This window comes from Paenibacillus sp. A3, assembly GCF_001399685.1.
Lineage (GTDB): Bacteria > Bacillota > Bacilli > Paenibacillales > NBRC-103111 > Paenibacillus_G.
On sequence record NZ_JTHN01000153.1, the window covers coordinates 47713 to 69453 of the forward strand.

At 56.6% G+C, this 21741-nt stretch carries 20 protein-coding genes and 1 pseudogene; 7 read left to right on the forward strand and 14 right to left on the reverse strand.

The window, feature by feature from the left end:
- Nucleotides 1-6: 6 nt before the first annotated feature.
- The 5 genes from sufU to QJ48_RS23050 form a co-directional block, all read right to left on the reverse strand.
- Nucleotides 7-435: a Fe-S cluster assembly sulfur transfer protein SufU gene (gene sufU, locus QJ48_RS23030; protein WP_010492177.1), complete on the reverse strand. Its 429-nt coding sequence runs from the start codon at nucleotides 433-435 to the stop codon at nucleotides 7-9.
- A complete protein-coding gene (locus QJ48_RS23035; protein ID WP_054975819.1) occupies nucleotides 422-1648 on the reverse strand; it encodes a cysteine desulfurase in 1227 nt (408 codons plus the stop codon). Before QJ48_RS23035 ends, sufU begins: the two co-directional genes overlap by 14 nt.
- Nucleotides 1645-2958 (reverse strand): Fe-S cluster assembly protein SufD, encoded by a 1314-nt coding sequence (gene sufD / locus QJ48_RS23040; RefSeq protein ID WP_054975820.1) that lies wholly within the window; start codon nucleotides 2956-2958, stop codon nucleotides 1645-1647. Before sufD ends, QJ48_RS23035 begins: the two co-directional genes overlap by 4 nt.
- A gap of 29 nt (nucleotides 2959-2987) precedes the next feature.
- Nucleotides 2988-3818 carry a Fe-S cluster assembly ATPase SufC gene (gene sufC, locus QJ48_RS23045; RefSeq protein WP_054975821.1) on the reverse strand — a complete coding sequence of 277 codons (831 nt, stop codon included), beginning with the start codon at nucleotides 3816-3818 and terminating at the stop codon, nucleotides 2988-2990.
- A gap of 131 nt (nucleotides 3819-3949) precedes the next feature.
- Nucleotides 3950-4525 carry a DUF1802 family protein gene (locus tag QJ48_RS23050; protein ID WP_054975822.1) on the reverse strand — a complete coding sequence of 192 codons (576 nt, stop codon included), beginning with the start codon at nucleotides 4523-4525 and terminating at the stop codon, nucleotides 3950-3952.
- Between the two features lie 170 nt (nucleotides 4526-4695).
- Between QJ48_RS23050 and QJ48_RS23055 the strand changes: the two genes are divergently transcribed.
- On the forward strand, nucleotides 4696-4851 hold the full coding sequence (locus QJ48_RS23055) for a hypothetical protein (protein WP_054975823.1): 156 nt from the start codon (nucleotides 4696-4698) through the stop codon (nucleotides 4849-4851).
- A 78-nt stretch (nucleotides 4852-4929) separates the two neighbouring features.
- On the opposite strand, the gene QJ48_RS23060 is transcribed toward QJ48_RS23055, so the two are convergent.
- Nucleotides 4930-5109, reverse strand: a complete 180-nt coding sequence (locus QJ48_RS23060) for a hypothetical protein (RefSeq protein WP_054975824.1) — start codon at nucleotides 5107-5109, stop codon at nucleotides 4930-4932.
- A gap of 211 nt (nucleotides 5110-5320) precedes the next feature.
- On the opposite strand from QJ48_RS23060, the gene mtnK reads away from it, so the two are divergent.
- A complete protein-coding gene (mtnK, locus tag QJ48_RS23065) occupies nucleotides 5321-6526 on the forward strand; it encodes an S-methyl-5-thioribose kinase (RefSeq protein WP_054975825.1) in 1206 nt (401 codons plus the stop codon).
- A 20-nt stretch (nucleotides 6527-6546) separates the two neighbouring features.
- Nucleotides 6547-7635 (forward strand): S-methyl-5-thioribose-1-phosphate isomerase, encoded by a 1089-nt coding sequence (gene mtnA / locus QJ48_RS23070; RefSeq protein WP_054975826.1) that lies wholly within the window; start codon nucleotides 6547-6549, stop codon nucleotides 7633-7635.
- Nucleotides 7636-7706: 71 nt separating this feature from the next.
- Here the strand turns inward: mtnA and QJ48_RS23075 are convergent, their stop codons facing one another.
- Entirely contained in the window at nucleotides 7707-10781 is a 3075-nt protein-coding gene (locus tag QJ48_RS23075) for a hypothetical protein (RefSeq protein WP_054975827.1), read from the reverse strand.
- 281 nt (nucleotides 10782-11062) lie between these two features.
- Here QJ48_RS23075 and QJ48_RS23080 point away from each other — a divergent pair, with 281 nt between their 5' ends.
- Genes QJ48_RS23080 through nagA form a run of 3 tightly spaced genes read left to right on the forward strand, consistent with a single transcriptional unit; the run spans nucleotide 11063 to nucleotide 13836 of the window.
- The gene (locus tag QJ48_RS23080; RefSeq protein ID WP_054975828.1) at nucleotides 11063-11923 is read left to right on the forward strand and encodes a MurR/RpiR family transcriptional regulator; all 861 of its coding nucleotides are present in this window, start codon (nucleotides 11063-11065) and stop codon (nucleotides 11921-11923) included.
- A 3-nt stretch (nucleotides 11924-11926) separates the two neighbouring features.
- Nucleotides 11927-12655 carry a glucosamine-6-phosphate deaminase gene (gene nagB, locus QJ48_RS23085; RefSeq protein ID WP_054975829.1) on the forward strand — a complete coding sequence of 243 codons (729 nt, stop codon included), beginning with the start codon at nucleotides 11927-11929 and terminating at the stop codon, nucleotides 12653-12655.
- On the forward strand, nucleotides 12652-13836 hold the full coding sequence (gene nagA / locus QJ48_RS23090; RefSeq protein WP_054975830.1) for an N-acetylglucosamine-6-phosphate deacetylase: 1185 nt from the start codon (nucleotides 12652-12654) through the stop codon (nucleotides 13834-13836). The genes nagB and nagA overlap by 4 nt, the downstream gene beginning before the upstream one ends.
- A 75-nt stretch (nucleotides 13837-13911) precedes the next feature.
- Here the strand turns inward: nagA and QJ48_RS23095 are convergent, their stop codons facing one another.
- From QJ48_RS23095 to QJ48_RS23125, 7 genes are all read right to left on the reverse strand, one after another.
- Nucleotides 13912-14496 (reverse strand): hypothetical protein, encoded by a 585-nt coding sequence (locus QJ48_RS23095; RefSeq protein ID WP_054975831.1) that lies wholly within the window; start codon nucleotides 14494-14496, stop codon nucleotides 13912-13914.
- Between the two features lie 232 nt (nucleotides 14497-14728).
- Nucleotides 14729-15523 carry an SDR family NAD(P)-dependent oxidoreductase gene (locus tag QJ48_RS23100; RefSeq protein ID WP_054975832.1) on the reverse strand — a complete coding sequence of 265 codons (795 nt, stop codon included), beginning with the start codon at nucleotides 15521-15523 and terminating at the stop codon, nucleotides 14729-14731.
- 31 nt (nucleotides 15524-15554) lie between these two features.
- Complete coding sequence (locus tag QJ48_RS23105) at nucleotides 15555-16715, reverse strand: UxaA family hydrolase (protein WP_054975833.1); 1161 nt, start codon at nucleotides 16713-16715, stop codon at nucleotides 15555-15557.
- A gap of 24 nt (nucleotides 16716-16739) precedes the next feature.
- Nucleotides 16740-17054 (reverse strand): UxaA family hydrolase, encoded by a 315-nt coding sequence (locus QJ48_RS23110; RefSeq protein WP_054975834.1) that lies wholly within the window; start codon nucleotides 17052-17054, stop codon nucleotides 16740-16742.
- Nucleotides 17055-17082: 28 nt separating this feature from the next.
- A complete protein-coding gene (locus QJ48_RS23115) occupies nucleotides 17083-17994 on the reverse strand; it encodes a fumarylacetoacetate hydrolase family protein (protein ID WP_054975835.1) in 912 nt (303 codons plus the stop codon).
- Nucleotides 17995-18045: 51 nt separating this feature from the next.
- Nucleotides 18046-18819, reverse strand: a complete 774-nt coding sequence (locus tag QJ48_RS23120) for an SDR family NAD(P)-dependent oxidoreductase (RefSeq protein ID WP_054975836.1) — start codon at nucleotides 18817-18819, stop codon at nucleotides 18046-18048.
- An 18-nt stretch (nucleotides 18820-18837) separates the two neighbouring features.
- Complete coding sequence (locus tag QJ48_RS23125) at nucleotides 18838-19599, reverse strand: IclR family transcriptional regulator (protein WP_054975837.1); 762 nt, start codon at nucleotides 19597-19599, stop codon at nucleotides 18838-18840.
- A 228-nt stretch (nucleotides 19600-19827) separates the two neighbouring features.
- On the opposite strand from QJ48_RS23125, the pseudogene QJ48_RS23130 reads away from it, so the two are divergent.
- Nucleotides 19828-21544 (forward strand): annotated as a pseudogene (locus QJ48_RS23130) (ABC transporter ATP-binding protein).
- The last annotated feature ends 197 nt before the right edge of the window (nucleotides 21545-21741 follow it).

Consider the following 21741-nt stretch of genomic DNA (forward strand, 5'->3'; position numbering starts at 1 on the left):
ACCTCCTTATTTGTTGGTGTTCACTTGGTCGATTCCTTTGCGCAGCGCGTTCCAAGCCAATGTCGCGCACTTGATCCGGGCTGGGAATTTGTTTACGCCGGACAAAGCTTCCAGATCTTCGTATTCGAATTCCACAGGCTCGCCTTTCATGAGGCCGGAAAATTTCTCGGCCATTTCCAGCGCCTCTTCCAACGTCTTGCCTTTTACGGCCTCCGTCATCATCGAAGCGGAAGAAAGGCTGATCGAACAGCCTTCGCCTACGAATTTGGCCGCCTTGACCTTGCCGTCCTCGACCTGCATTTGAAGCTGGATTTTATCGCCGCAGGTCGGGTTGTTCAGATCGATACTGACGGACTGATTCTCGAAAGTGCCGCGGTTGCGGGGGTTTTTGTAATGATCCATAATGACTCTGCGGTATAAATCATCCAATTGCATAGCCGAAGTACTCCTTTGTTTTAATAAGGGAAGCGACCAACCGGTCTACATCGGCTTCGGTATTGTACAGATAGAAGCTCGCACGGGCGGTTGCCGTGACATTCAGCCAGCGCATCAGCGGCTGGCAGCAATGGTGGCCGGCACGGACGGCGATCCCGTCGGCGTCGAGCACGGTGGCCACGTCATGCGGATGCACGTCGTCCAAGTTGAACGTGATCAGCCCCGCACGATTTTGCTGCGGACCGTAGACCGTTAAGCCATCGATTTGCAGCATCCGTTCCATCGCGTAAGCCGTCAGCTGCTTCTCATGCTTCTCTACGGCATCCAAACCGATGCTTTCGAGGAAATCGATTGCCGCTCCCAGGCCGACGGCGCCCGCGATAATCGGCGTGCCGCCTTCGAACTTCCATGGAAGGTCTTTCCAAGTAGAGTCGTACAAGCCGACATGGTCGATCATTTCGCCGCCGAATTCGATCGGCTCCATTTCCAGCAGCAGCTCTTTCCTGCCGTAAAGCGCGCCGATTCCGGTAGGAGCGCACATCTTGTGACCGGATAACGCATAAAAATCGCAGCCCAGCGCCTGCACGTCCACTTTGAGGTGCGGCGTGCTTTGTGCGCCGTCCACCATCACTTTGGCGCCGTGGCGATGGGCGATTTCCGCGATTTCCTTCACCGGGTTAACAACACCGAGCACGTTGGACACGTAAACAACCGATACCATTTTGGTGCGCTCGGTAATTGTTTTTTCCACATCCGCCAGATGAATCGTACCGTCCGGCTGCAATGGAATGTATTTCAAGACAGCGCCGGTCGCTTTCGCGACCTGCTGCCATGGAATGAGATTGCTGTGGTGCTCCATCGGCGTAATGACGATTTCGTCCCCTTCGCCGCATACGGCCCGCGCATAGCTCGAGGCGATCAAGTTGATCGCCGTCGTCGTCCCGCGGGTAAAGATGATTTCTTCCGTAGACGAAGCGTTGATGAAGCGGCGCACCTTCTCGCGCGCGCCTTCATAAGCGTCCGTTGCGCGGGAGCCGAGCGTGTGAACGCCGCGGTGCACGTTCGCATTATCAAGCTCGTAATAGCGTTTGACGGCTTCGATAACCGACACCGGCTTTTGCGATGTGGCTGCCGAGTCCAGATAAACGAGCGGATGTCCGTTCACATCCTGGTGAAGAATGGGAAATTGACTGCGTATGTCCGCCGTATTCATTGTCCCAGCTTCCTTTCCACAAGAAGCTGCAGCTGTGACGCGATCTGCTCCAGTGGAATTTGAGACACCACCGGTGCCAGGAAGCCGTAAATGATCAGCCGTTCGGCTTCTTCACGCGAAACGCCGCGCGACATCATATAGTATACCTGTTCTTGGTTCACTTGACCCACGCTGGCCGCATGGCCCGCCGTAACGTCGTCCTCGTCGATCAGCAGAATCGGGTTGGCGTCGCCGCGCGCTTTCGGGCTGAGCATCAGCACTTTTTCCGTTTGCTCGCCGTTCGCTTTGGTCGCGCCCTTCTCGATTTTGGTAATGCCGTTGATGATCGCCGTTGCCCCGTCACGCATAACTGCGCGGGTAATCATCTGGCTGTCGGAGCTTTTGCCGAAGTGAACCGCCCGGGTGGACACGTTCAGCTTCTGCTCGCCGGTACCGACGCAGATCACCTTCGCATCGGAGGTGGAGCCATTGCCTTTCAAAATCGACGTCGTATCCGACATCGCGTTCCCGTAATGCATCTCGCCGACGATCCACTCGATGCTTCCGTCGTTCTCTACGAGTGCGCGGCGGTACGTCAGGTCGGTAACCGATTCGTTCAAATTATGAACCGAGGCAAAGGTTACCTTGGCGCCAGGCTTGACGACGACTTCCACAACGCCGTTTTGCACAAGGCCGTTCAAGCTGCCTTCGGAAACGAAGTTGTCGACGTAAGTCACCGACGCATGCTGCTCGGCAACGATCAAGACGTGCGGCGAAAAGCTCGCTTCGGCGTCGTCCGTCACGAACAGAGCTTGAACGGGTACTTCCACCTGCACGTTTTTCGGAACGTACAGGAACACGCCGCCGCTCCAAAGCGCCGTATGCAGCGCCGTCAGGCGGTTTTCGTCCTTGCCTACGACAGACATAAAATATTTCTGTACCAGCTCGCCGTGGGTTTGGAGCGCTTCTTCGAGGCTCGTAAACACGACGCCCTGCTGCTTCAACGTCTCGGAGACGCTGCTGTACACGACGCCCGAGTTTTTCTGTACGATCAGATTATCCGGGTGCCCTTGCCCGTCGTTCTGCAGCAGGCTCTTGGCAGAGGCCGGCAGCTCTTCGAGCGATGCGAGCTTGGCGCCCGCTTTATAGGTTCCGAAGGAAGCGAGGTTCCAACGGTCGATTCTTGTTTTCTCCAATGTCGGCAATTCGAGCGTTCCGGCAAGCTCCAGCGCTTGCCCGCGCAGAGTCGTCATCCACTCCGGCTCTTGTCTCGCTTTGGACAGCTCTACCAAGCTTGCGCGATCGATCGGAAGAACGGTTTGTGTACTCATGGTTAATCCTCCTGTTCCCTTTCGATAGCTTAGTATTTCGGAGCCGTCGTATTCATCGGAATCTTGAATTCCTCTTCGTCCTGGCCTACCCGCTCGTCCACGATTCCAAGCTCTTCTTTGACCCAGTCATAACCTTCGTTTTCCAGACGCTGAGCCAGCTCCGGTCCGCCGGATTTCACGATGCGTCCTTGCATCATAACGTGAACGTAGTCCGGGGTGATGTAGTTCAGCAGGCGTTGGTAGTGGGTGATGATCAGGAAGCCGCGCTCTTCGGAACGCATCGCGTTCACGCCCGTCGCCACGATACGCAGCGCGTCGATATCGAGACCGGAGTCGATCTCGTCAAGAATAACAATGTTCGGATCCAGCATCATCATTTGCAGGATTTCGTTGCGTTTCTTCTCGCCGCCGGAGAAGCCTTCGTTCAAATAGCGGTGCATGAACTCGGGGTTGATCTCCAGCTCCTTCATTTTCGCTTCCATCTGGCGGATGAACTTGATCAGCGAAATTTCGCTGCCTTCCTCGCGGCGGGCATTAATCGCGCTGCGCAGGAAGTCCGCATTCGTCACCCCGGTAATTTCACTCGGATACTGCATCGCAAGAAACAGGCCGGCACGCGCTCTTTCGTCGGTCGCCATCTCAAGCACGTCCTCGCCGTTCAGCGTCACGCTGCCTTCCGTCACTTCGTATTTCGGGTGGCCCATGAGGGTGGACGCCAGCGTACTTTTGCCCGTTCCGTTTGGACCCATGATCGCATGCACTTCGCCGCCCTTAATCGTCAAGCTGAGACCTTTCAAAATCTCTTTGCCCTCGACAGTCGCTTTCAAACCGTCTATAGTAAAATGCGGTACGTTTGCCATAGTTTCGTGCCTCCGAGTTTTAATTATTCTTTATTGATAATCATTACAAACTGATTATCAATGATTCTCAATAATAATATTATATCTCAATATGCAAAATCAAGAAAGTCCCGTCCGCGGATTCCCCGGAACTATTTTTGCTCAAGCGCCTCCCGAATCCGGTTGGCCTCCATCACAAAAGCTTCGTCCGTCAGCACCGGCCGGCGTGGAGCCCCATGCAGCGATTCGGGAAGCCCGATCCAAGACTTGCAGCCATTATATTCGTTCAGCACCGGAATGCGCACAGGCTCGTCCAGCGCATAAACCCTGAGCAGCATAACATGCAGCGGCTTCGTCCGCTTCCATTTTAGCCTCTCTTCGGCAAGCCGGTCCGTCCAGATGTGAAACGGCTTCAACCTGGCGAGCTGTTCCTCGGTCTCGATCAGGATATCCTCGGCAAGCTCGGCGTAGCATCCGATCTCCGCTTGCTCGCCGCTCCATTCCGGCGCCCGGTCGTCCACCCGATCCGCGAACTCCGGCTTGATCAGCTCTTTACGCTGGTGCTCGTAGGTCGGATACAAATAAAAGCTATCCGATTCCACTTGAAAATCCCGGGTTTCCTCGCGGATGCCGCCTTTGCGCATAATCAGGATTTGCTTCCCCTGCTTCAAAGCCTCGACGGCCACGGCCCATTCCTTCAGTCCGACCGCCTGTCCTTGCGGTATCATCTCTTGCGCTTTCCTCCCTTGTAAGTTTTGCCATTCGTTTACGCTATTATAGATTTCCAGCCAAAACATTGCAATTCCGAAAGAGCATAAAAACGATCGCAAAAATCGATGCTAAAAACGCTACATCATTCAAATCCGCTGCGAGGAGACTGAAGAGCTATGCGCGAAGGTTGATTCCAACCGTTCTCGGTACAGCTGTCGCAGCATCCGGCGCCGCGATGCGAAACAAATATCCGATGGCGGCCGCGGCGGTCGTCGGGTTTGGGCTCGCACACGTCGTGCTGGGAGCCATTGACTTGGTGGAGCATCGCAGAAGAACGGAGTAGCCTCCGGGCTTTTGCTCCGGCAAACAAAAAGGGAAGGCGCCCATGCCTCCCCTTTTACCTATGCAATCGTTCGCTCGATCAGTTTCCGTTCTGTACATAATAATTTGAAGCCGAGATTCGTTGGTGCTGCTCGTGACTCGCTTTTAAAGGATTGGCATTCAGAGCTACGGACGGATTTTCCGACGAGGTCCACCCGAGCACGCACAGGATGGCGAAGCACGACGCAACCAACAGCAATTTACCGAGCAGTTTCTCCATATCAAAAACCTCCAGCTCCGCGTATTTACCTTTATTGTATCCCCTAGCGTTAAAGCCATATTATCGGGGTATGAACATTTTGTAAAAGACACGGCCCGGACCTGACAAATCGCGTGTTCGGAAAACACATTTCCTCTATTCCAACGCAAACCAAATTGATTTATACTAAGAGAATGGCAGTTTTCATATGGAAAAAGGAGGAATTCATCCCATGTCCGCATATCATCCGCTGACGGAATCGGAAGCTATCGAATATGCAAGAAGTTTGCCCGACCTGTTTCAACCCGATTCCGAGCTCGCGAGCCGCGAAATCGGGGACGGCAACTTGAATCTGGTGTTCCATATTTCGGAGCCTTCCACCGGGAAAAGCATCATTTTAAAGCAAGCGCTCCCCTATGCCAAAGTCGTAGGCGAATCGTGGCCGCTGACCTTGGACCGCGCCCGGATCGAGAGCGAAGCGCTGATGATACAGGAATCGCTATGCCCCGACCTTGTCCCGCATGTATACGCTTATGAGCCGGACTTGGCGCTTACGGTCATGCAGGATTTGAGCGACCATACGATTATGCGCAGAGGCTTGATCGAGCGGAACAAATACCCGCTGTTCGCCGGGCATATTGGAATGTTTTTGGCCCGTACTCTTTTTTACACGTCCGATCTCGGCATGAACCAACAGGAGAAAAAAGAACGGGTCAAACGGTTCATCAACCCGGAGCTGTGCAAAATTACCGAGGACCTGATTTTTGACGATCCGTATACGGATTCGCCGAACAATAACGTTCCTCCGGCCATTCGCGACGCCGTTGCGGCCATCTGGCAGGATACCGGGCTTCATCTGGAAGTGGCGATTCTTCGCGAGAAGTTTTTGACCCATGCCCAATCGCTGCTGCACGGCGATCTGCATACCGGCAGCATCTTCATCAAGCCGGATTCGACCAAGGTCATCGACCCGGAGTTCGCATACTACGGTCCGATGGGCTTCGATATCGGCGCGGTTCTCGCCAATCTGCTGCTGAACTTCGCCGCGCAGGAAGGCTGGGGCGAGGACGAGGCTTCGCGCCAAGATTTCCGCGGCTACTTGACGGGCACAATCCGCGACGTATGGGAGACGTTCGACCGCGAGTTCCGGGCGCTGTGGAACGAGCATGGTAACGACCGGATCGCACGGACGCCGGGCTATCAGGACTGGTACATGAAAGAAGTGCTGCGCGACACGTTCGGCTTCACCGGCAGCAAGATGGTGCGCCGCGTGCACGGCCTGGCGCAGGTGGCCGACATCAATCAAATTCAAGACGAAGCGGCTAAAGAGCGCGCCCAGCGGCTGGCGCTCGCCATCGGGACGTCGCTCATTAAATATAACCGGCAGGGGTCTTCCATCGAAGAAATGATCGAAATCGCCGAGAAGGCCGTGAAATAGATAAAGGAGAGTGCTGTACCATGACTACGGAACAAACCAAACAAGCGGACTGGCTGCAATCGGTCCGTTGGAATTCGCTGGAGGACCGCTTGGATCTGCTCGACCAGCGGCTCCTGCCGGACGAAATCGTCTATTTGGAGCTGACGACCTCTGAGCAAGTCTGGGATGCGATCAAGCAGCTTGCCGTCCGCGGCGCGCCGGCCATCGGGATCGCGGCGGCGTTCGGCGTCTACCTCGGCGTACGGAGCTTCTCCGGAAGCCGGGACGCGCTGTTGGCGGAGGTGAACCGCCAATGCGATTACCTCGCAACGTCGCGTCCGACGGCGGTGAATTTGTTCTGGGCGCTGGACCGGATGCGGGCGCGGGCCGAGGCGCTGCTTGGCGCAGCCGCACCGGAGGAGACGACGGTGGAGAGCGCGCAGCAAGCGCTGCTGGACGAGGCCCGGGCCATCCAGGCCGAGGACGAGGAAACGTGCCGCTTGATCGGCGAGCACGCGCTGTCTTTGTTCGAGGACGGCATGGGTGTCCTCACGCACTGCAACGCGGGCGGCCTCGCGACGGCCAGGTACGGGACGGCGCTGGCGCCGATGTACCTGGCGCTGGAGAAAGGCATCACGCTTAAAGTGTTCGCGGACGAAACCCGTCCGGTATTGCAGGGAGCGCGCTTGACGGCGTTCGAGCTGCAGCAGGCGGGTGTCGACGTGACGCTCATCTGCGACAACATGGCCGGCGCCGTCATGGCGAAGGGCTGGGTACAGGCGGTCATCGTCGGTACCGACCGCGTAGCCGCCAATGGCGACGTCGCCAACAAGATCGGCACCTACAGCGTCGCCGTGCTGGCCAAAGCCCACGGCATTCCGTTCTACGTCGCGTGCCCAATGTCGACGATCGACCTGAACACGCCGACCGGAGCCGATATTCCGATCGAGGAGCGGCACGAGGACGAGATTACGCAAGGGTTCGGCAAGCGCACCGCGCCGCAGGGCGTGAAGGTGTTCAACCCGGCGTTCGACGTGACGCCGAACGAGTACGTGACCGCCATTATAACGGAAAAAGGCATCGTCCGGGCTCCATACGGGGACAATTTGCGGAAGCTGTTTACAGATTAATCGCGGCATTTTAGCAACGACAATATGGCCGTTTCCTATGCATCGCTGCACGGGAAACGGCCGTTTTCAGTTTATGGGGCAAGCGAATTTGAGGAATCCGGCACTTTCATGTAAACCGGATGAATCATCTTCAAAATAAAGAGCACATCGTCCCGGTCGAACTTGCCTTCGCCGGTAACGTCCGTTTGAGCGCGGATCGCTTTCATAGCCGAATCCAAATCGGTGACGACCGGTAAATGAGGTCTTACCCGGTCGATAAAGATGGTGTATAATGCCGTATTTCCGTTCTCGGCCGTCACTTGCAGCTCGACGGGAAGCCTTTGTCCCAAAATGAGCGATTTTGCATGCAGCATGCCGCCGCTCCATTCGACGTTGGCTTGCTGATTTCTAAGCGCCAGCTGTGCCTTCGGATCGTCCGGAACGATCTGCAAGCTTACGGCGTCCGTCTCGGGACCAACGGTTAACAGATATTGATCGGCTGCGACCCGTACAAGCGGAGCCGAATTGTAAGTTACGGAACGAAGAACCGTATTCCCGGATGGACCGGATTGCCGGGTGACCTCCACATGGAAGCTGCTTGTAAAGCCGCTCCCGATTTTCGCGACAACGGAAAACGATCTCGTCTGGTTCTCGATGAGATCCGATACCGTAATCGTCCGCCCGTACACGTCGTAGGTTACCCCGGTCACCGTGGACGGGACATAGAACGTCGCATTCGGATCGTACAGCGTAACGCCGAGCTGCACTTGAGTCACATTCCCGGGCACGCTTTGCGAGTACGTCCGGGTATCCGGTTTGTAGGTCAAGGGAGCGTTGGCGTACGAAATGCTCATCTCGTTCAAGGTGATTTCATACGGCTGCCCGTCCGAACCCGATCCGCCCGTTAGCACGACGCCTTCCTTCAGAGCGATCACCGGCAGCACCGAACGCGTGCCGTTGTCCTCCTGATCCCGGTTATCGAACCACGCCTCGCCCTCGGCGTTGACAAACAGCGGATACGCTTTGTTCGCTTGAGCATCGTTCAGCGGATTGATCAACCAGTGACCGGAAAGCAGCTTGGGATTTATGAGTCCTGATAATTTGGCAAACTGATCTTTGCTCAAAAGTCCGACATTCGCGTTAACGGTAAACGAACCCTTTTCCACCAGTTGATAGTTCACAAAGTCATAGGTCTTGATATCGAACGGCGAAGCGGCAATCCATCGCTTCGTTTCGCCCAGGCTGTTGTAAAAATCCTGGTTCAAATACTTGCCTACGGAGCCTTCCGCTGCCGGATCGAAGCGATGAGCCGGATTGTCGGCATTAAATATATTGCTTTTATAGGCATTATTCCAATATTGGCTGGCGACCTGCGTCCCCGGCTTCAAGACCATGATCCGGCGCGCAGGGTCTATCATCAGCCATTGCTTTCCGGCGTAGGTAACGATGTCGCCAACAGACAACAACGTTAAGGAATCGCCCGCGGCGGGCTGCCTCACAATCGTAATTTCATAAGGAACCTTGGTTCCGGTAACTGAGTCGGCCACTTCGAACGTAATGCTGCTTTTCCCAACAGGCAGTTGCCCGATGGAAAGCCGGTTTCCGGAATAAGATGTCGTTGCGCCGGAGGAGCCCGCTGAAACTTTTTCGACGGTCATCCCGGAATGGCTCAGCACCATATCGAGGGCCACAGCATTCGTTTCGCGAGGAAGACGAAGGCTGTAGGCTCCCGTACCTTCACGGTTAGTTACTTTTTGAACGGGAATTCCGTTCGTTGCGGTCAATGACTTGATTGGGGACAAATCGAGTTCGATTGGGGCCGCGCTGTACTCCGGAGCCATCGTTTTCCCCGTTCCGAGCTGGCCGCGGCGGTTATCTCCCAAACCGTACAGCTTGTTTTCGCTTGAGAGCACATAGGTCGCTTTCGCTCCGCCGACAATGCCGTCGATTTGCCCCGTTCCCGTTCCGGAACCTCCGGTCCCCGGCAGCGGAACCGCAATCGGATAGGCAGCGTTGGAACGATCCGGACGACCGGCCTGCCCGAAATCGTTAAGCCCTGTGACGTACAACGTGCGCGGAGCAGCCTCTCCGTCCCCGCGAATGAGCAGCGTATGATCGCCGCCGGCCGCCGCGCCCCTCGCGTCTCCGACCGGATTGCCGCTCTCCGTTATCATGCGGCTGGCGTAGCTTCGATGGCCTACGGTCGGGCCGATGCCCAACTGCCCATGCTCGTTGCTGCCCCAAACGTAGACGCTCTGCCCGTCGCCCTTGGCGACCGAATGCTCGTTCCCCGCCGAAATGCCGTAAATGTTCGTCAGCATGTCGCCTAACGTTTCCGACCGGACCACCTCCACCGGCAAGCGCTTGTCGGTCGTCGTGTTGTCGCCGAGCTGTCCTTTGTTGTTGCGGCCCCAGGCCAGCACGGTTTTGTCTGTCGACCGGGCCAAGCTGTGGTAAGCGCCTAAAGCGATCTCTTTCATCCCCGTGAGATCCCCTGTGCCCTCCTTGTTTTTCACAAAAACCGGAAAACCGCTTGGCGCCTGATCCCCGCTGCCCAATTGCCCGTAGGTATTGTCGCCCCACGCCGCTACTTTTCCGTCGGCGAACAGCAACGCAGCGTGATCGTAACCGGCGGCCATGCCCGCTACCGGTTCCGCCTCCAGGTCATAGCCCGCGCCAAGCTTGACGTTCCCGGGAGCGGTTCTTCCGTTCGTCGTCCCGTCGCCAAGCTGATACTTGTTGTTGCTTCCCCAGGCCTTCACTCTTTTGACCCCGTTTTCGCTGGTCAGCACCAATGTAAACGCGCTTTTGGCGCTCTCCGTCGGATTGCCGCCGGCAGCGGCCGCCGAGGCGTTCGTGATCCCCGGAACCTGCCGCGGATACGGTTGGTCGGCCCCGCCGGTATCGTAGCCGAGCTGCCCGAAATCGTTCGCCCCCCATGTCCATACGGTTCCGTCCTCCCGAACGGCAACGGTATGCGAATAAGAGGAGGATACGGAAACGAACATCGTATTCGACCCGTCCTGACCGTACGCCTGACTGCGTCCCGGAAGCGACAGCAGCAGACTGAGGCAGACGATGATTGCGAGAATCCAAAGCATTCCTTTTCTTTTGAAGCTTGCATGAAAATAAAAATCTGAAACGTCGACCCGGTCGACAACATTCACTTGTGCTTCACTCCTTCCGTACAAATCACAGGGATTGCTCTATGAGGCTATTACTTTATTTTACCTTATTTTACTGCCCCTGTGGGTGAATATTGTCATAATTTTAGAAACCGGTTCCTCCAACCGCAAGGATTTGCAAGTCGTTAGACGCTGCCGGGTTTAGGCCGAAAACAGTTGCGAAAACTAGTGATATTGGCTATGATGAAGAAGAAAATATTTTTCATCATTTTTATCGGTATGAAGAAAATGATTTACAAAATCTTTGCAAAACAGGTGATCTGATGTCCGGTATTCTGCAAGCCTTACGGGAACAGCAGCACCACATGAATCCGAAGGAACAAATTCTCGCGCAATTCATTTTGGAGCATGCCCACGAGGCCGTTCATTTGAGCATTACGGAGCTGGCCGGACGCTCGGGAACGAGCGCTGCGACGGTGTCCCGTTTTTGCCGCAGCTTGCTGTTCAAGGGCTATGGGGATTTTCGCATGAAGCTGTCCGCCGAGCTCGTCCAGCCTGTTCCGGCGAAGCCTTCCTACCAGGACATTGTCGCGGGGAACACGCTTCACAGCATCGCCCAGGCGATTGAAACGAACCATCTCCGTTCAATCTCGGATACGACGCGGCAGCTCGACCTCACGGAGGTCCAGCGGGCGGTGGATGCGCTGCATGACGCACGGCGCATCGATCTGTACGGGATGGCGACCTCGGGGATGGTCGCGTACGATTGCCAGCAAAAGCTGGTGCGCATCGGCAAAATGGCGCAGCACTGGTCCGATTCCCACATGCAGATTACGTCGGCGACGAGCCTCGGCGAGGGTGATGTGGCGTTCGCTTTCTCCTATTCCGGCGAAACCCCCGAGACGCTCGACGCCCTCTTGTGCGCCAAGGAGCGGGGAGCCACGACGATTTCGCTGACCAAGTTCGGCGCCAACCGGATTTCGCAGCTTGCGGACATCCGGCTGTACGCATCCTCGCTGGAGGAAGGCATGCGCCGCGGGGATATGGCTTCGCGGATCGCTCAGCTGCACGTGGTGGACATCTTGTTTACCGCTCTGCTCAGCTTGCACTTTGACGATTATGTTCCGCTTCTGGAGCAATCGTTTCAAGAAGTGAAAAAATACCGCAAAGAAAAAGGGAGATGAGCCATGAACATTTTAACTTTCCGCACGCAAGAAGAATTGAACAAAGCCGGCGCCGGCATCATTACCGGACTGCTGCAAACGAATCCGAGAGCCGTGCTCGGTCTTGCGACAGGCAGCACGCCGATCGGCATTTACCGGGAGCTTGTCGAGTCGCACCGGCAAGGGCTGGTCAGCTTCGCCAAAGCGACGGCGTTCAATCTTGACGAATACGTCGGTCTCGAGCCGGGGCATCCGGCCAGCTATTATACGTTCATGCAGGAGCACCTGCTCGGTCTCGTCGACATTCCCCCGCAGCAATGCCATATTCCAAGCGGAATCGCACCGGATCTTCAGGCGGAATGCACCCGCTACGACAGCCTGCTGGAGCAGTACGGGCAGATCGACCTGCAATTGCTAGGCCTCGGCCATAACGGGCACATCGGCTTCAACGAGCCGGACGTTACGCTCGAAGGCGGCACGCATCTCGTGGAGCTGAAAGAATCGACGCGTAATGCGAATGCACGGTTTTTCGACAAGCCGGAGCAAGTGCCGACGCACGCCCTGACGATGGGCGTCGGAACGATTTTGAAAGCGAAAATGATTCTGCTCGTCGTCCGCGGCGCGGATAAGGCAGAAATCGTACAACGGGCGCTGCAAGGCCCGATCACGACGGATTGCCCGGCCTCGCTGCTGCAGACGCATCCGCACGTGGTCGTATTGTTGGATTCCGAAGCAGGAGGCCTGTTAAAATGAGTCGCGAAGCATGGGATACCCTGATCGTTAACGCCAAAGTTGTCACACCGGATGCAGTGATTCCTGCCGGGTATGCCGCGGTCAAGGACGGTAAAATTGAAGCGCTCGGCTCGATGGCCGAGCTGAACGAAGCGCTGGCCGAAGCGGCCGGCACGAAAATCGACGCCCGCGGAAGCTGGCTTCTGCCCGGTTTCATCGACGTGCATGTGCACGGCGGCTACGGCAGCGACTTCATGGACGGAACGATCGAATCGCTTGAAAATATTACCCGCTTTCACTCCAGCCACGGGACGACCACGATGCTGGCGACCACGGTAACCGGCTCTCCCGAAGCGATCGGCCAAGTGCTGGAGAGCGTCAAGGCGTACCGGGAAAAAGGGATGCCGTACGCGCAATTGGCCGGCGTGCATCTGGAAGGACCGTTCATCAGTCCGAAATGGCCCGGCGCGCAAAATCCGAACTTTATCGTCACGCCGAAGCTCGAATGGGTGAAGGATTGGACCAGCCGCTATCCGGGCTTGATTCGTCTCGTTACGCTTGCTCCGGAAACCGAAGGAGCTTTGCCGGTCATTGCCTTCCTTGCCGGACAAGGCATCGTCGTCGCCTGCGGACATACCGATTCGACCTATGCGCAAATCGGCGAAGCGGTCAAGCATGGGCTGAGCCATGCCGTGCATACGTTCAACGCGATGAAAGGGTTGCACCACCGCGAGCCCGGCGTTGTCGGCGCCGTGCTGACCGAGGACAAGATCTGCGCGGAGGTCATCGCCGACGGACACCACGTTCATCCGGCCTGCATCCGGCTGCTGACCCAAACGAAGCGCAGCGACAATCTGCTGCTGATCACCGACGCCATGTCCGCCGCGGGTCTCGGGGACGGCGATTTTGAACTCGGCGGTCTGGCCGTCGTGGTGAAGGACGGCGTCGCGAGGCTTCGCGACGGCGACAGCCTCGCAGGCAGCACGCTGACGATGATTGGCGCCTTCCACTATGTGGTGGGCACGGTCGGAGTCAGCGTCGAAGAAGCCAGCCGGATGGCCAGTTGGAACCCGGCGAAACAGCTCGGGCTGCTGGAGGAAACCGGCAGCATCGAAACCGGCAAACAGGCGGATCTGCTGCTCGTCACGCCGGAGCTTGACCTTGAACGCGTCTGGGTCCAAGGAAGAGAATTGCATAACTAATCGCGCGACAAAAAAACCGGCTGCTTCCGTCTTTGATTGAACGGAACAGCCGGATTGTTTTTTCGGGAAGATCGCTTATTGCGCCATAAACTGCTGCGTCACGATGTAGAAGCGGAGCTTGTTCAAGTCTTTGGCCGAGATGCTATGAATTTCGGCGCCGTAGCGGATCGTTTTTTCTTGAATATGGGCGTACCGGACCACGACCTTCGGATGAATCGTTTCTTCGTCGCACATGATCATCGTGTCGTAGACATGGTTCATTTTGACGGAGAACTCGTTAATTTCAAATCCGAACCCGAGACGGCTGATCCGGCAAAAGCGAACCGCCATCGTGCGGAAATCGTCGATCAGCGTGCCGTACGTATTCAGCTTGAAGCTGGGAAACGCCAGATTCTCGTCGCGGTACATATCGTCCAGTACGGCATCCGGTCTCGCTTGTATATTGAAAATTTCCGAATCCGCCGGCACTAAAATCAGCTTGGATTTGGAAACCTGCAGCACGCGCATTTGCACTCTCTTCTGAAAATCAAAGCAGATGACGGATTCCCCGCCTGTAAAAGAGGACGGCTCCGTGCAGGAAACCTCCATTAAGTCCGAACCTTCATAGGACACTTGCCCCTTGTAAACTTTCCCCTGATGAAGCAGCTGCATGTCTTTCATACCAATCACCTCCGCTTGATATCTCTACTATAGCTCCGAATATTTATAAAAGTTTCAGTTAAATATTAGGAGATTATTAGATTTGATGTCGATTGGTGTCGTTTCGTGTAATATTTAAACATATATTAGGAAATACGGAGAGTCGTTAGGTGCGCTGCTCATGGGGATATTCCAATGGCGCGGTGTGCCAAAAAGCCCCCCGGCTTGCGGAGGGCTCAATTCTTGCCAGCTATTAGTGCTCCATATGATCTTCCGGCTGGGCGGCTTTGACGGTCAGACCGCCGTCGACCATCAGCAGATGGCCGTTGACCTGCATCGCTTCCTCGGAGGCCAGGAATACCACGGCATCCCCGATTTGGCGGGCGGTGCCGAGACGCTTCATCGGATTCGCTTCGATTTCTTTGGCCCGGATCGCATCGTCGGCCAAATAGTCCGTGCACATGTCGGTATCGACCGTGCTCGGGCCGACCGCATTGACGTTAATGTTGTACTTGCCAAGCTCGATCGCCATTCCCTTCGTCAGCATGTTCGCTGCCGCTTTGGACGATTGGTAATGCGGAATGACCGGACTCGTGACGACGAGGCTGGCGGTCGACAAGACGTTGACGATTTTGCCGTAGCGCTTTGCGATCATGGACTTCGCCGCCAACTGCGAACAGAGGAAGATCGATTTGACGTTCGTATTATACGTCCGGTCCCACGTCTCCTCCGTACATTTCAAGAACGGCTCGAACGGCGCGATCCCGGCGTTGTTGACGAGAATTTCCACATCGCCCAATTGCTCCTGCACCTGCCGGAACATGTCTTCCACCTGCTGCTTGCTGCCCACGTCCGCTTGAACTACCATCGCTTTGACGCCGTGCGCTTCCGCCTGCTTCTTCACGTTCTCTGCCAGCGGGCGTGAACGCTCGGAAGTGAAGTTAATGGCGATATGAGCGCCTTCCTCCGCCAAACGAAGGGCAATCGCTTCTCCAATGCCCCGGCTGGCCCCTGTGACGAGCGCTACCCGTCCTGCCAATCTTCCCATAAATCCTTGCCTCCTCCGTTGTGTAATAAGCTTATAAGCTCGGTCCGATCCGGTTGATGCTAAATTCGGTATGGCCCAAAATTTCCGCCTTCGTCAGCTTGCCGCTTGCGACCGCTTGAATTTCTTCCCAGACGACCTGACCTGCCTCCTCCAGGCTGAGCGTGCCCTCCAGCATATCGCTGACGTCGACGTCCATGTTGTCCGACATTCTCTCGAACATCCGCTTGTTGCCGGTAATTTTGATGACCGGAATGACGGCAGCTCCGGTAGGCGTCCCCCGTCCCGTCGTAAAGCAAACCAGATGCGCGCCTCCTGCCGCCATCCCGGAGACGCATTCGATGTCGTTGCCCGGCGAATCCATAAAATAAAGCCCGTGCTTCGGAATGTCCTCGGCATACTCGATAACGCCTTTGATCGGCGCGGTGCCGCATTTGCTGATGCAGCCGAGCGATTTTTCCTCGATCGTCGTCAGTCCCCCGGCAATATTGCCCGGACTCGGATTGCCGCCCCGCATGTCGGCGCCCATCCGCTCGACTTCCTTCTCGAAGCGGTCGACGATATGGTACAGCTTCTCCGAAATGTCCGGTGCGGCGCAGCGCGAAGCGAGCACATGCTCGGCGCCGATAATTTCCGTCGTTTCCCCGATCACGACACCGCCGCCCTGCTGAATGAGTGAATCGGCCGCCGCACCGAGCGCCGGATTGGAAGCGAGCCCCGAGGTCGCGTCCGAGCCGCCGCATTTGACCCCGATAATCAGCTCGCTGAAAGGTACTGGCTCAGGCTTCATTTCATCGAGCTGGGCGCGCATTTTCCGCGCGATTTCCACCCCGTGCTGGATCGCTTTCACGGAACCGCCGACCGATTGAATGTCGAACACTTCGACCGGCTTGCCCGTCGGGCGTATCGCGTCGGCCAGCGCATGCGGGTCGACGACCTCGCAGCCGAGGCTGATGATGATGACGCCGCCGACGTTCGGATTGCGGCCGGTTCCCGCCAGCACGTCGAAGGTGCGGTCTTTGTCCGCGCCGATCTGGCTGCAGCCGTGCTGGTGGGGAATCGCTACCGTGTCCGGAACCATCTGGTTGATCCGGGTACACACTTGGTTGGCGCAAATGACGGTCGGGATAATAAGCAAATGATTGCGGATGCCCACGTCGCCGTTCGGTCTTCTATAGCCCATCATGTGATTCATGAGTATTCGTTCTCCCTTCGCTTCTCACGCTTTCGCCTGATCTCCGCGACCGCGGATGCCTTCCACGTTATGCACGTGAACATGCTGCCCTGCAAGGATCTGGGTGGTCGTCCGCCCGATCACTTCGCCGTACTTGCGGATATCTGTACCGGCCGGGATGTCTTGAATCGCAATTTTATGTCCGAACGGGACGTCGTCCAGCAGCGTTACTTCCCGGACTTGCTCCTGCACCCGGAAGGTGATCCGCTGTCCCTGCTTCAAATCTTTGATCGCCGTGGCCACATGGTCGCGCGGGTCCATCACGAGCGCGTCCGCGCCTGCAATAATCGGTCCTGCCATCCGTCGTTCCTCCTTTTGTCCGCTGCCGTTACGCCTGCTCGTTAACCATGCGGTTCGTCAGCGAGCCCAACTTCTCGATCTCAATCGTGACGACGTCGCCGTCTTTCAGGTAAACCTGCTTCTCCTCCGGATATCCGAGGACAACGCCCTCCGGGGTGCCGGTCAAAATGACGTCGCCCGGTACCAGCGTCATATGCTGCGAAATGTAGCTGACGATTTCGTCACAATGGAAGATCATGTCCGACGTATTGGAGTTCTGGCGCACTTCGCCGTTCACGATGCAGCGGATGGCAAGGTTGTTTGGATCGCCGACTTCATCGGCTGTCACCAGATAAGGCCCGAGCGGACTGAAGCCGTCGCACGACTTGCCGAGCAGCCATTGCTGGGTGCGCATCTGCAGGTCGCGGGCAGACAAATCGTTCACGTTGCAGTAGCCGAACACGTGATCCAGCGCCGCTTCTTTGGAGACATACTTGGCTTTCTTGCCGATCACGATGACCAGCTCCGCCTCGTAGTCTACCTTGCTCGTCACGCTGACCGGCAGCGGCACGTCCTGTCCGTGACCCGTCAACGTATTGTTGAATTTGTTGAACAGGATCGGATACTGCGGAATCGGCGCGTTCGTTTCTTCCGCATGCTTGCGGTAGTTCAACCCGACACAGATGATTTTGTTTGGATGCGGGACGCACGGGCCGTAAGTGATCCCCGCTTCGTCCAGCACATACGCCTCGCTGCCGCCGGCTGCCAGCGCTTGGTCCACGTAAGCTTGCAGCGCCGTAACCGCGAAAGGGCCGCCTTCGATGACTTCGTGCACCGTCTGCGGCACGTCTGCGTTTCCGGCAGGGACCGCTGCGAGCGCTTTAGTGATATGTACGATGCCCCGGTCGGTCTTGACGCCGAGCCGTTCCTGTCCCTCTTCGATAAAAGTAAGCAGTTTCATATTCGAATATGCCTCCTTGGCTTATTGTAGGCCTGATCTTAAAACGATGCGTTACGCGTTTTTGCCGAATACGACGCCCCCGTCGATATACAGCGGGGAGCCCATCATGAATTTCGATTCGTCCGAAGCGAGGAACAGCGCCGCTTTGGCCACGTCGTCCGGACGTCCCAGGTCGCCGCTCAACTGACGTTTTTTAAGCGATTCGTAAGCTTCCTCCGGATTGTCGTAGGAGTTCCGCAAATAATTTTCCACGAACGGCGTCAGGATCGTGCCCGGCAGCAGCGCGTTTACGCGGATGTTGTATGGCGCGTAATCGACCTGCATCGATTTGGTCAGCGCCAGCACGGCTCCTTTGGTCGCGGAATACGATGCCCTGCGCGCCAGCCCGATTTCGGCGATGCAGGAGGACATGTTAATGATCGAGCCTTCCTTGCGCTGCATCATATGCGGCAAGACATACTTGCACGGCAGGAACGTGCCGCGGATATTGACCGTCATGACGCGGTCCCATGCCTCGGGCTCCACTTCGTGGATCGCCCCCACGCCGCTGATGCCGGCATTGTTGAACAGCACGTCAATCCGGCCGTACTTGGAGATGACGGTATCCACCAGCGCTTGAACGGACTCGGGATTCGTCACGTCGGCTTGCACGAACAGCGCGTTTCCGCCGATCTGACGTATTTCTTCGACCGTCTCCTGCCCTTTATCCTCCGCCAAATCGTTGACGATGACCGTCGCGCCTTCGCGGGCGAACAGCTGTGCCGTGCTTTTCCCGATGCCCGAGCCAGACCCGGTAATGAGCGTTACCTTATTGTGCAATCTCACAGGGTTCACATCCTTCGGTTAAGTGGTGGTTTGATACTGCGACAGCCTCTCGGCGAGCGCACATATTTCATGCCGGGCCAGTTCGCGCTTCTCCTCCCATTCATGCTGGAACATGGAGCAACTGATTGCCGCGACGACCTTCCCGTCGCCGGAACGAACCGGGGCGGCTACACAGCAGAAGCCCATGACCGCTTCCTGCAAGTCGAACGCATAGCCGTTCGTCCGCACGTCCTCAAGCTGGCGAACCAGGTCGGAGCGCTTCTGCAGCGTATGCGGCGTCAAGCACGGATCGAGCGTTTCCGAAGCGTACAGCGTCCCGAGCTCGGGCTCGGCGACCCAGGCCAGCATCGCCTTGCCCAGCGCCGTCGCGTGAGCGGGATATTTGATCCCGGGCTCCGACGATAAGCGCACCGGGGAAGGCATCTCTTCCTTCGCCAAATAAAGCACCTCGTTCCGTTCCAGCTTCGCCAGCTGAATCGTCTCTTTGATGACGTGCTTGGTGACGGATGCTTCCTTGCGGAACCGGTCGATCAAGCTGAATTGCTTGAAAAAAGCGTTTCCAATGTAGCCCAGCTTAGACCCTAGCGAATACGTCGCGTCATCCTCCCGTACGACCCAGTCCAGCGCTTCCATCGTGGCAAGCAGGGAAAACATCGAGCTTTTGTTGATCCCGAGCCGCTTCGACAGATCGATCAACTTCAGGCTGGAGGGCTGCTCCGAGATCGCTTGGAGCACAAGGTTGGATTTTTCGAGGGCAGGTACCCAATATTTCTTGTCCATGCTTCCTCCAAAATGCAGTTGGTTTTATATAATAAACCAAGGTTTTATATAATTGACACTTTCATAGTACCACCGCGCTTTCGAAGGTGTCAATCGGAATTTGGCCCTTCGAGCGGGAGGATGAAAGCGTTTATAATGTTTTTTTCTCTTGTGCCGTTACTGATCCGACTATATAATGTCACCTGAAAATAAAATCGTCGTCGTAAAAGATTATTGGAGTGTGAGGACATGGTTCGCCGTTTTTTCAGCTATTATGTGCCATATAAGAAGCTGTTCGTGCTCGACTTCTCCTGCGCCGTGCTGGCCGCGCTGCTGGAGCTCTGCTTTCCGCTGGCGGTCAAGCTGATCGTCGACAAGCTCTTGCCCGGCAAGGATTGGGGGCTGATCGTCGCAGCGTGCGCCGGCCTCCTTGTGCTGTATTTTGCCAGTACGGGGCTGCAGTATATCGTTACGTATTGGGGCCACAGGCTCGGCATCAACATCGAATTCGACATGCGCCGGCAGCTGTTCGGCCATATCCAGAAGCTGTCGTTCCGCTTCTTCGACAACAACAAAACGGGCCATCTCATGTCGCGCATGACGAACGATTTGTTCGAAATCGGCGAAATGGCCCATCACGGCCCGGAGGACGTGTTTATTGCGATCATGACGCTTTGCGGCGCGTTCACGATGATGCTGTTCATTAACTGGAAGCTGGCCTGCCTCACGTTCCTGATCGTGCCTCTGCTTATTTGGCTCATAGTCGTCTGCAATATGAAGCTCGTTAAGGCCGCCAAGCGGATGTTCTCGGACATCGCCGACGTGAACGCGCAGGTGGAAGACAGCGTAACCGGCATCCGTGTCGTGCAGACGTTCACGAACGAGGAGCACGAGATGGACAAATTCATGACGAGCAACAGCAATTTCCGGGAGGCGAAGCTCCGCTCCTATAAAATCATCGCGGTCAGCTCCTCCGGCATGTACCTGCTGATGCGGCTGATTTCGCTGTTCGTGCTGATCTGCGGCGCCTGGTTCGTCGTTCAAGGGGAGCTGTCTTACGGGGAGTTCGTCGGCTTTTTGCTGCTGATCAATATTTTCTTCAAGCCGATTGAGAAGATCAACGCGTTCCTGGAAAGCTATCCGAAAGGGATGGCCGGATTCAAACGGTTTATCGAAATTATGGATACGGAGCCGGACGTCGCCGATGCCCCGGATGCCGTAAAGGTTGACCGGGTACGCGGGGATATCCTTTTCGAGAAGGTGACGTTCGGGTACGAGGATCACGCCAAGGTGCTGAAAAATATCGACCTTTCGATTCAGGCCGGGGAAACCGTCGCCTTCGTCGGACCGTCCGGCGCGGGCAAAACGACGCTGTGCAGCCTGCTGCCCCGTTTCTATGAAATCGAATCCGGCAGCATTGCCATCGACGGCTTGGACATCCGGAAGATGAAGCTTTCGTCGCTCCGGCAGCATATCGGGATCGTGCAGCAGGACGTGTTTCTATTCTCCGGCACGCTGCGCGACAATATCGCTTACGGCAAGCTGAACGCGACGGATGCGGAAATCTGGGACGCCGCCCGCCGGGCGAAGCTGGAGGACTTCATCCGCTCGCTGCCGCTCGGCCTGCAGACGCCCGTCGGCGAACGCGGCGTGAAGCTGTCCGGCGGTCAAAAGCAGCGGCTCGCCATTGCGCGGATGTTCCTCAAAAATCCGCCGATCCTTATTCTCGACGAAGCGACTTCGGCGCTCGACACCGAGACGGAAGCGGCCATCCAGCAATCGCTCGCCGAGCTGTCCGTCGGCCGCACGACGCTCGTCATCGCCCACCGGCTCGCCACGATCCGCAGCGCCGACCGGATTGTCGTCGTGACCGAGGAAGGGGTTACCGAGCAGGGGCGTCATGACGAGCTGGGTTGCTTCGGGAGGCGTGTACAGCCGGCTTCATCAGGCGCAGTTCGGATCGTAGGAGGAAGCGGAAAGCACCGTCCACGTAAAGCGGACGGTAGAGCCTGTTGAAAAATTGAGGTAATAGAGGTTACGTGGGGGTGGGGTATCCACTTCCGACCGCTGTTGTCATCGGGAAATTTGATTGGAAACCACTTATTAGCGGATATTTCCCGATGACAAAGGCGGCCGCTATCGCTTCTCCAGTGGATACCCCAC

Coding starts and splice junctions, on each gene's coding strand:
- QJ48_RS23035 (WP_054975819.1), bottom strand. CDS start 1,648: ATGAATACGGCGGACATACGCAGTCAATTTCCCATTCTTCACCAGGAT.
- QJ48_RS23110 (WP_054975834.1), bottom strand. CDS start 17,054: ATGGCAGGACCGATTATTGCAGGCGCGGACGCGCTCGTGATGGACCCG.
- sufU (WP_010492177.1), bottom strand. CDS start 435: ATGCAATTGGATGATTTATACCGCAGAGTCATTATGGATCATTACAAA.
- mtnK (WP_054975825.1), top strand. CDS start 5,321: ATGTCCGCATATCATCCGCTGACGGAATCGGAAGCTATCGAATATGCA.
- QJ48_RS23105 (WP_054975833.1), bottom strand. CDS start 16,715: ATGAATCACATGATGGGCTATAGAAGACCGAACGGCGACGTGGGCATC.
- sufC (WP_054975821.1), bottom strand. CDS start 3,818: ATGGCAAACGTACCGCATTTTACTATAGACGGTTTGAAAGCGACTGTC.
- nagA (WP_054975830.1), top strand. CDS start 12,652: ATGAGTCGCGAAGCATGGGATACCCTGATCGTTAACGCCAAAGTTGTC.
- QJ48_RS23095 (WP_054975831.1), bottom strand. CDS start 14,496: ATGAAAGACATGCAGCTGCTTCATCAGGGGAAAGTTTACAAGGGGCAA.
- sufD (WP_054975820.1), bottom strand. CDS start 2,958: ATGAGTACACAAACCGTTCTTCCGATCGATCGCGCAAGCTTGGTAGAG.
- QJ48_RS23115 (WP_054975835.1), bottom strand. CDS start 17,994: ATGAAACTGCTTACTTTTATCGAAGAGGGACAGGAACGGCTCGGCGTC.
- QJ48_RS23100 (WP_054975832.1), bottom strand. CDS start 15,523: ATGGGAAGATTGGCAGGACGGGTAGCGCTCGTCACAGGGGCCAGCCGG.
- QJ48_RS23060 (WP_054975824.1), bottom strand. CDS start 5,109: ATGGAGAAACTGCTCGGTAAATTGCTGTTGGTTGCGTCGTGCTTCGCC.
- mtnA (WP_054975826.1), top strand. CDS start 6,547: ATGACTACGGAACAAACCAAACAAGCGGACTGGCTGCAATCGGTCCGT.
- QJ48_RS23050 (WP_054975822.1), bottom strand. CDS start 4,525: ATGATACCGCAAGGACAGGCGGTCGGACTGAAGGAATGGGCCGTGGCC.
- QJ48_RS23080 (WP_054975828.1), top strand. CDS start 11,063: ATGTCCGGTATTCTGCAAGCCTTACGGGAACAGCAGCACCACATGAAT.
- nagB (WP_054975829.1), top strand. CDS start 11,927: ATGAACATTTTAACTTTCCGCACGCAAGAAGAATTGAACAAAGCCGGC.
- QJ48_RS23125 (WP_054975837.1), bottom strand. CDS start 19,599: ATGGACAAGAAATATTGGGTACCTGCCCTCGAAAAATCCAACCTTGTG.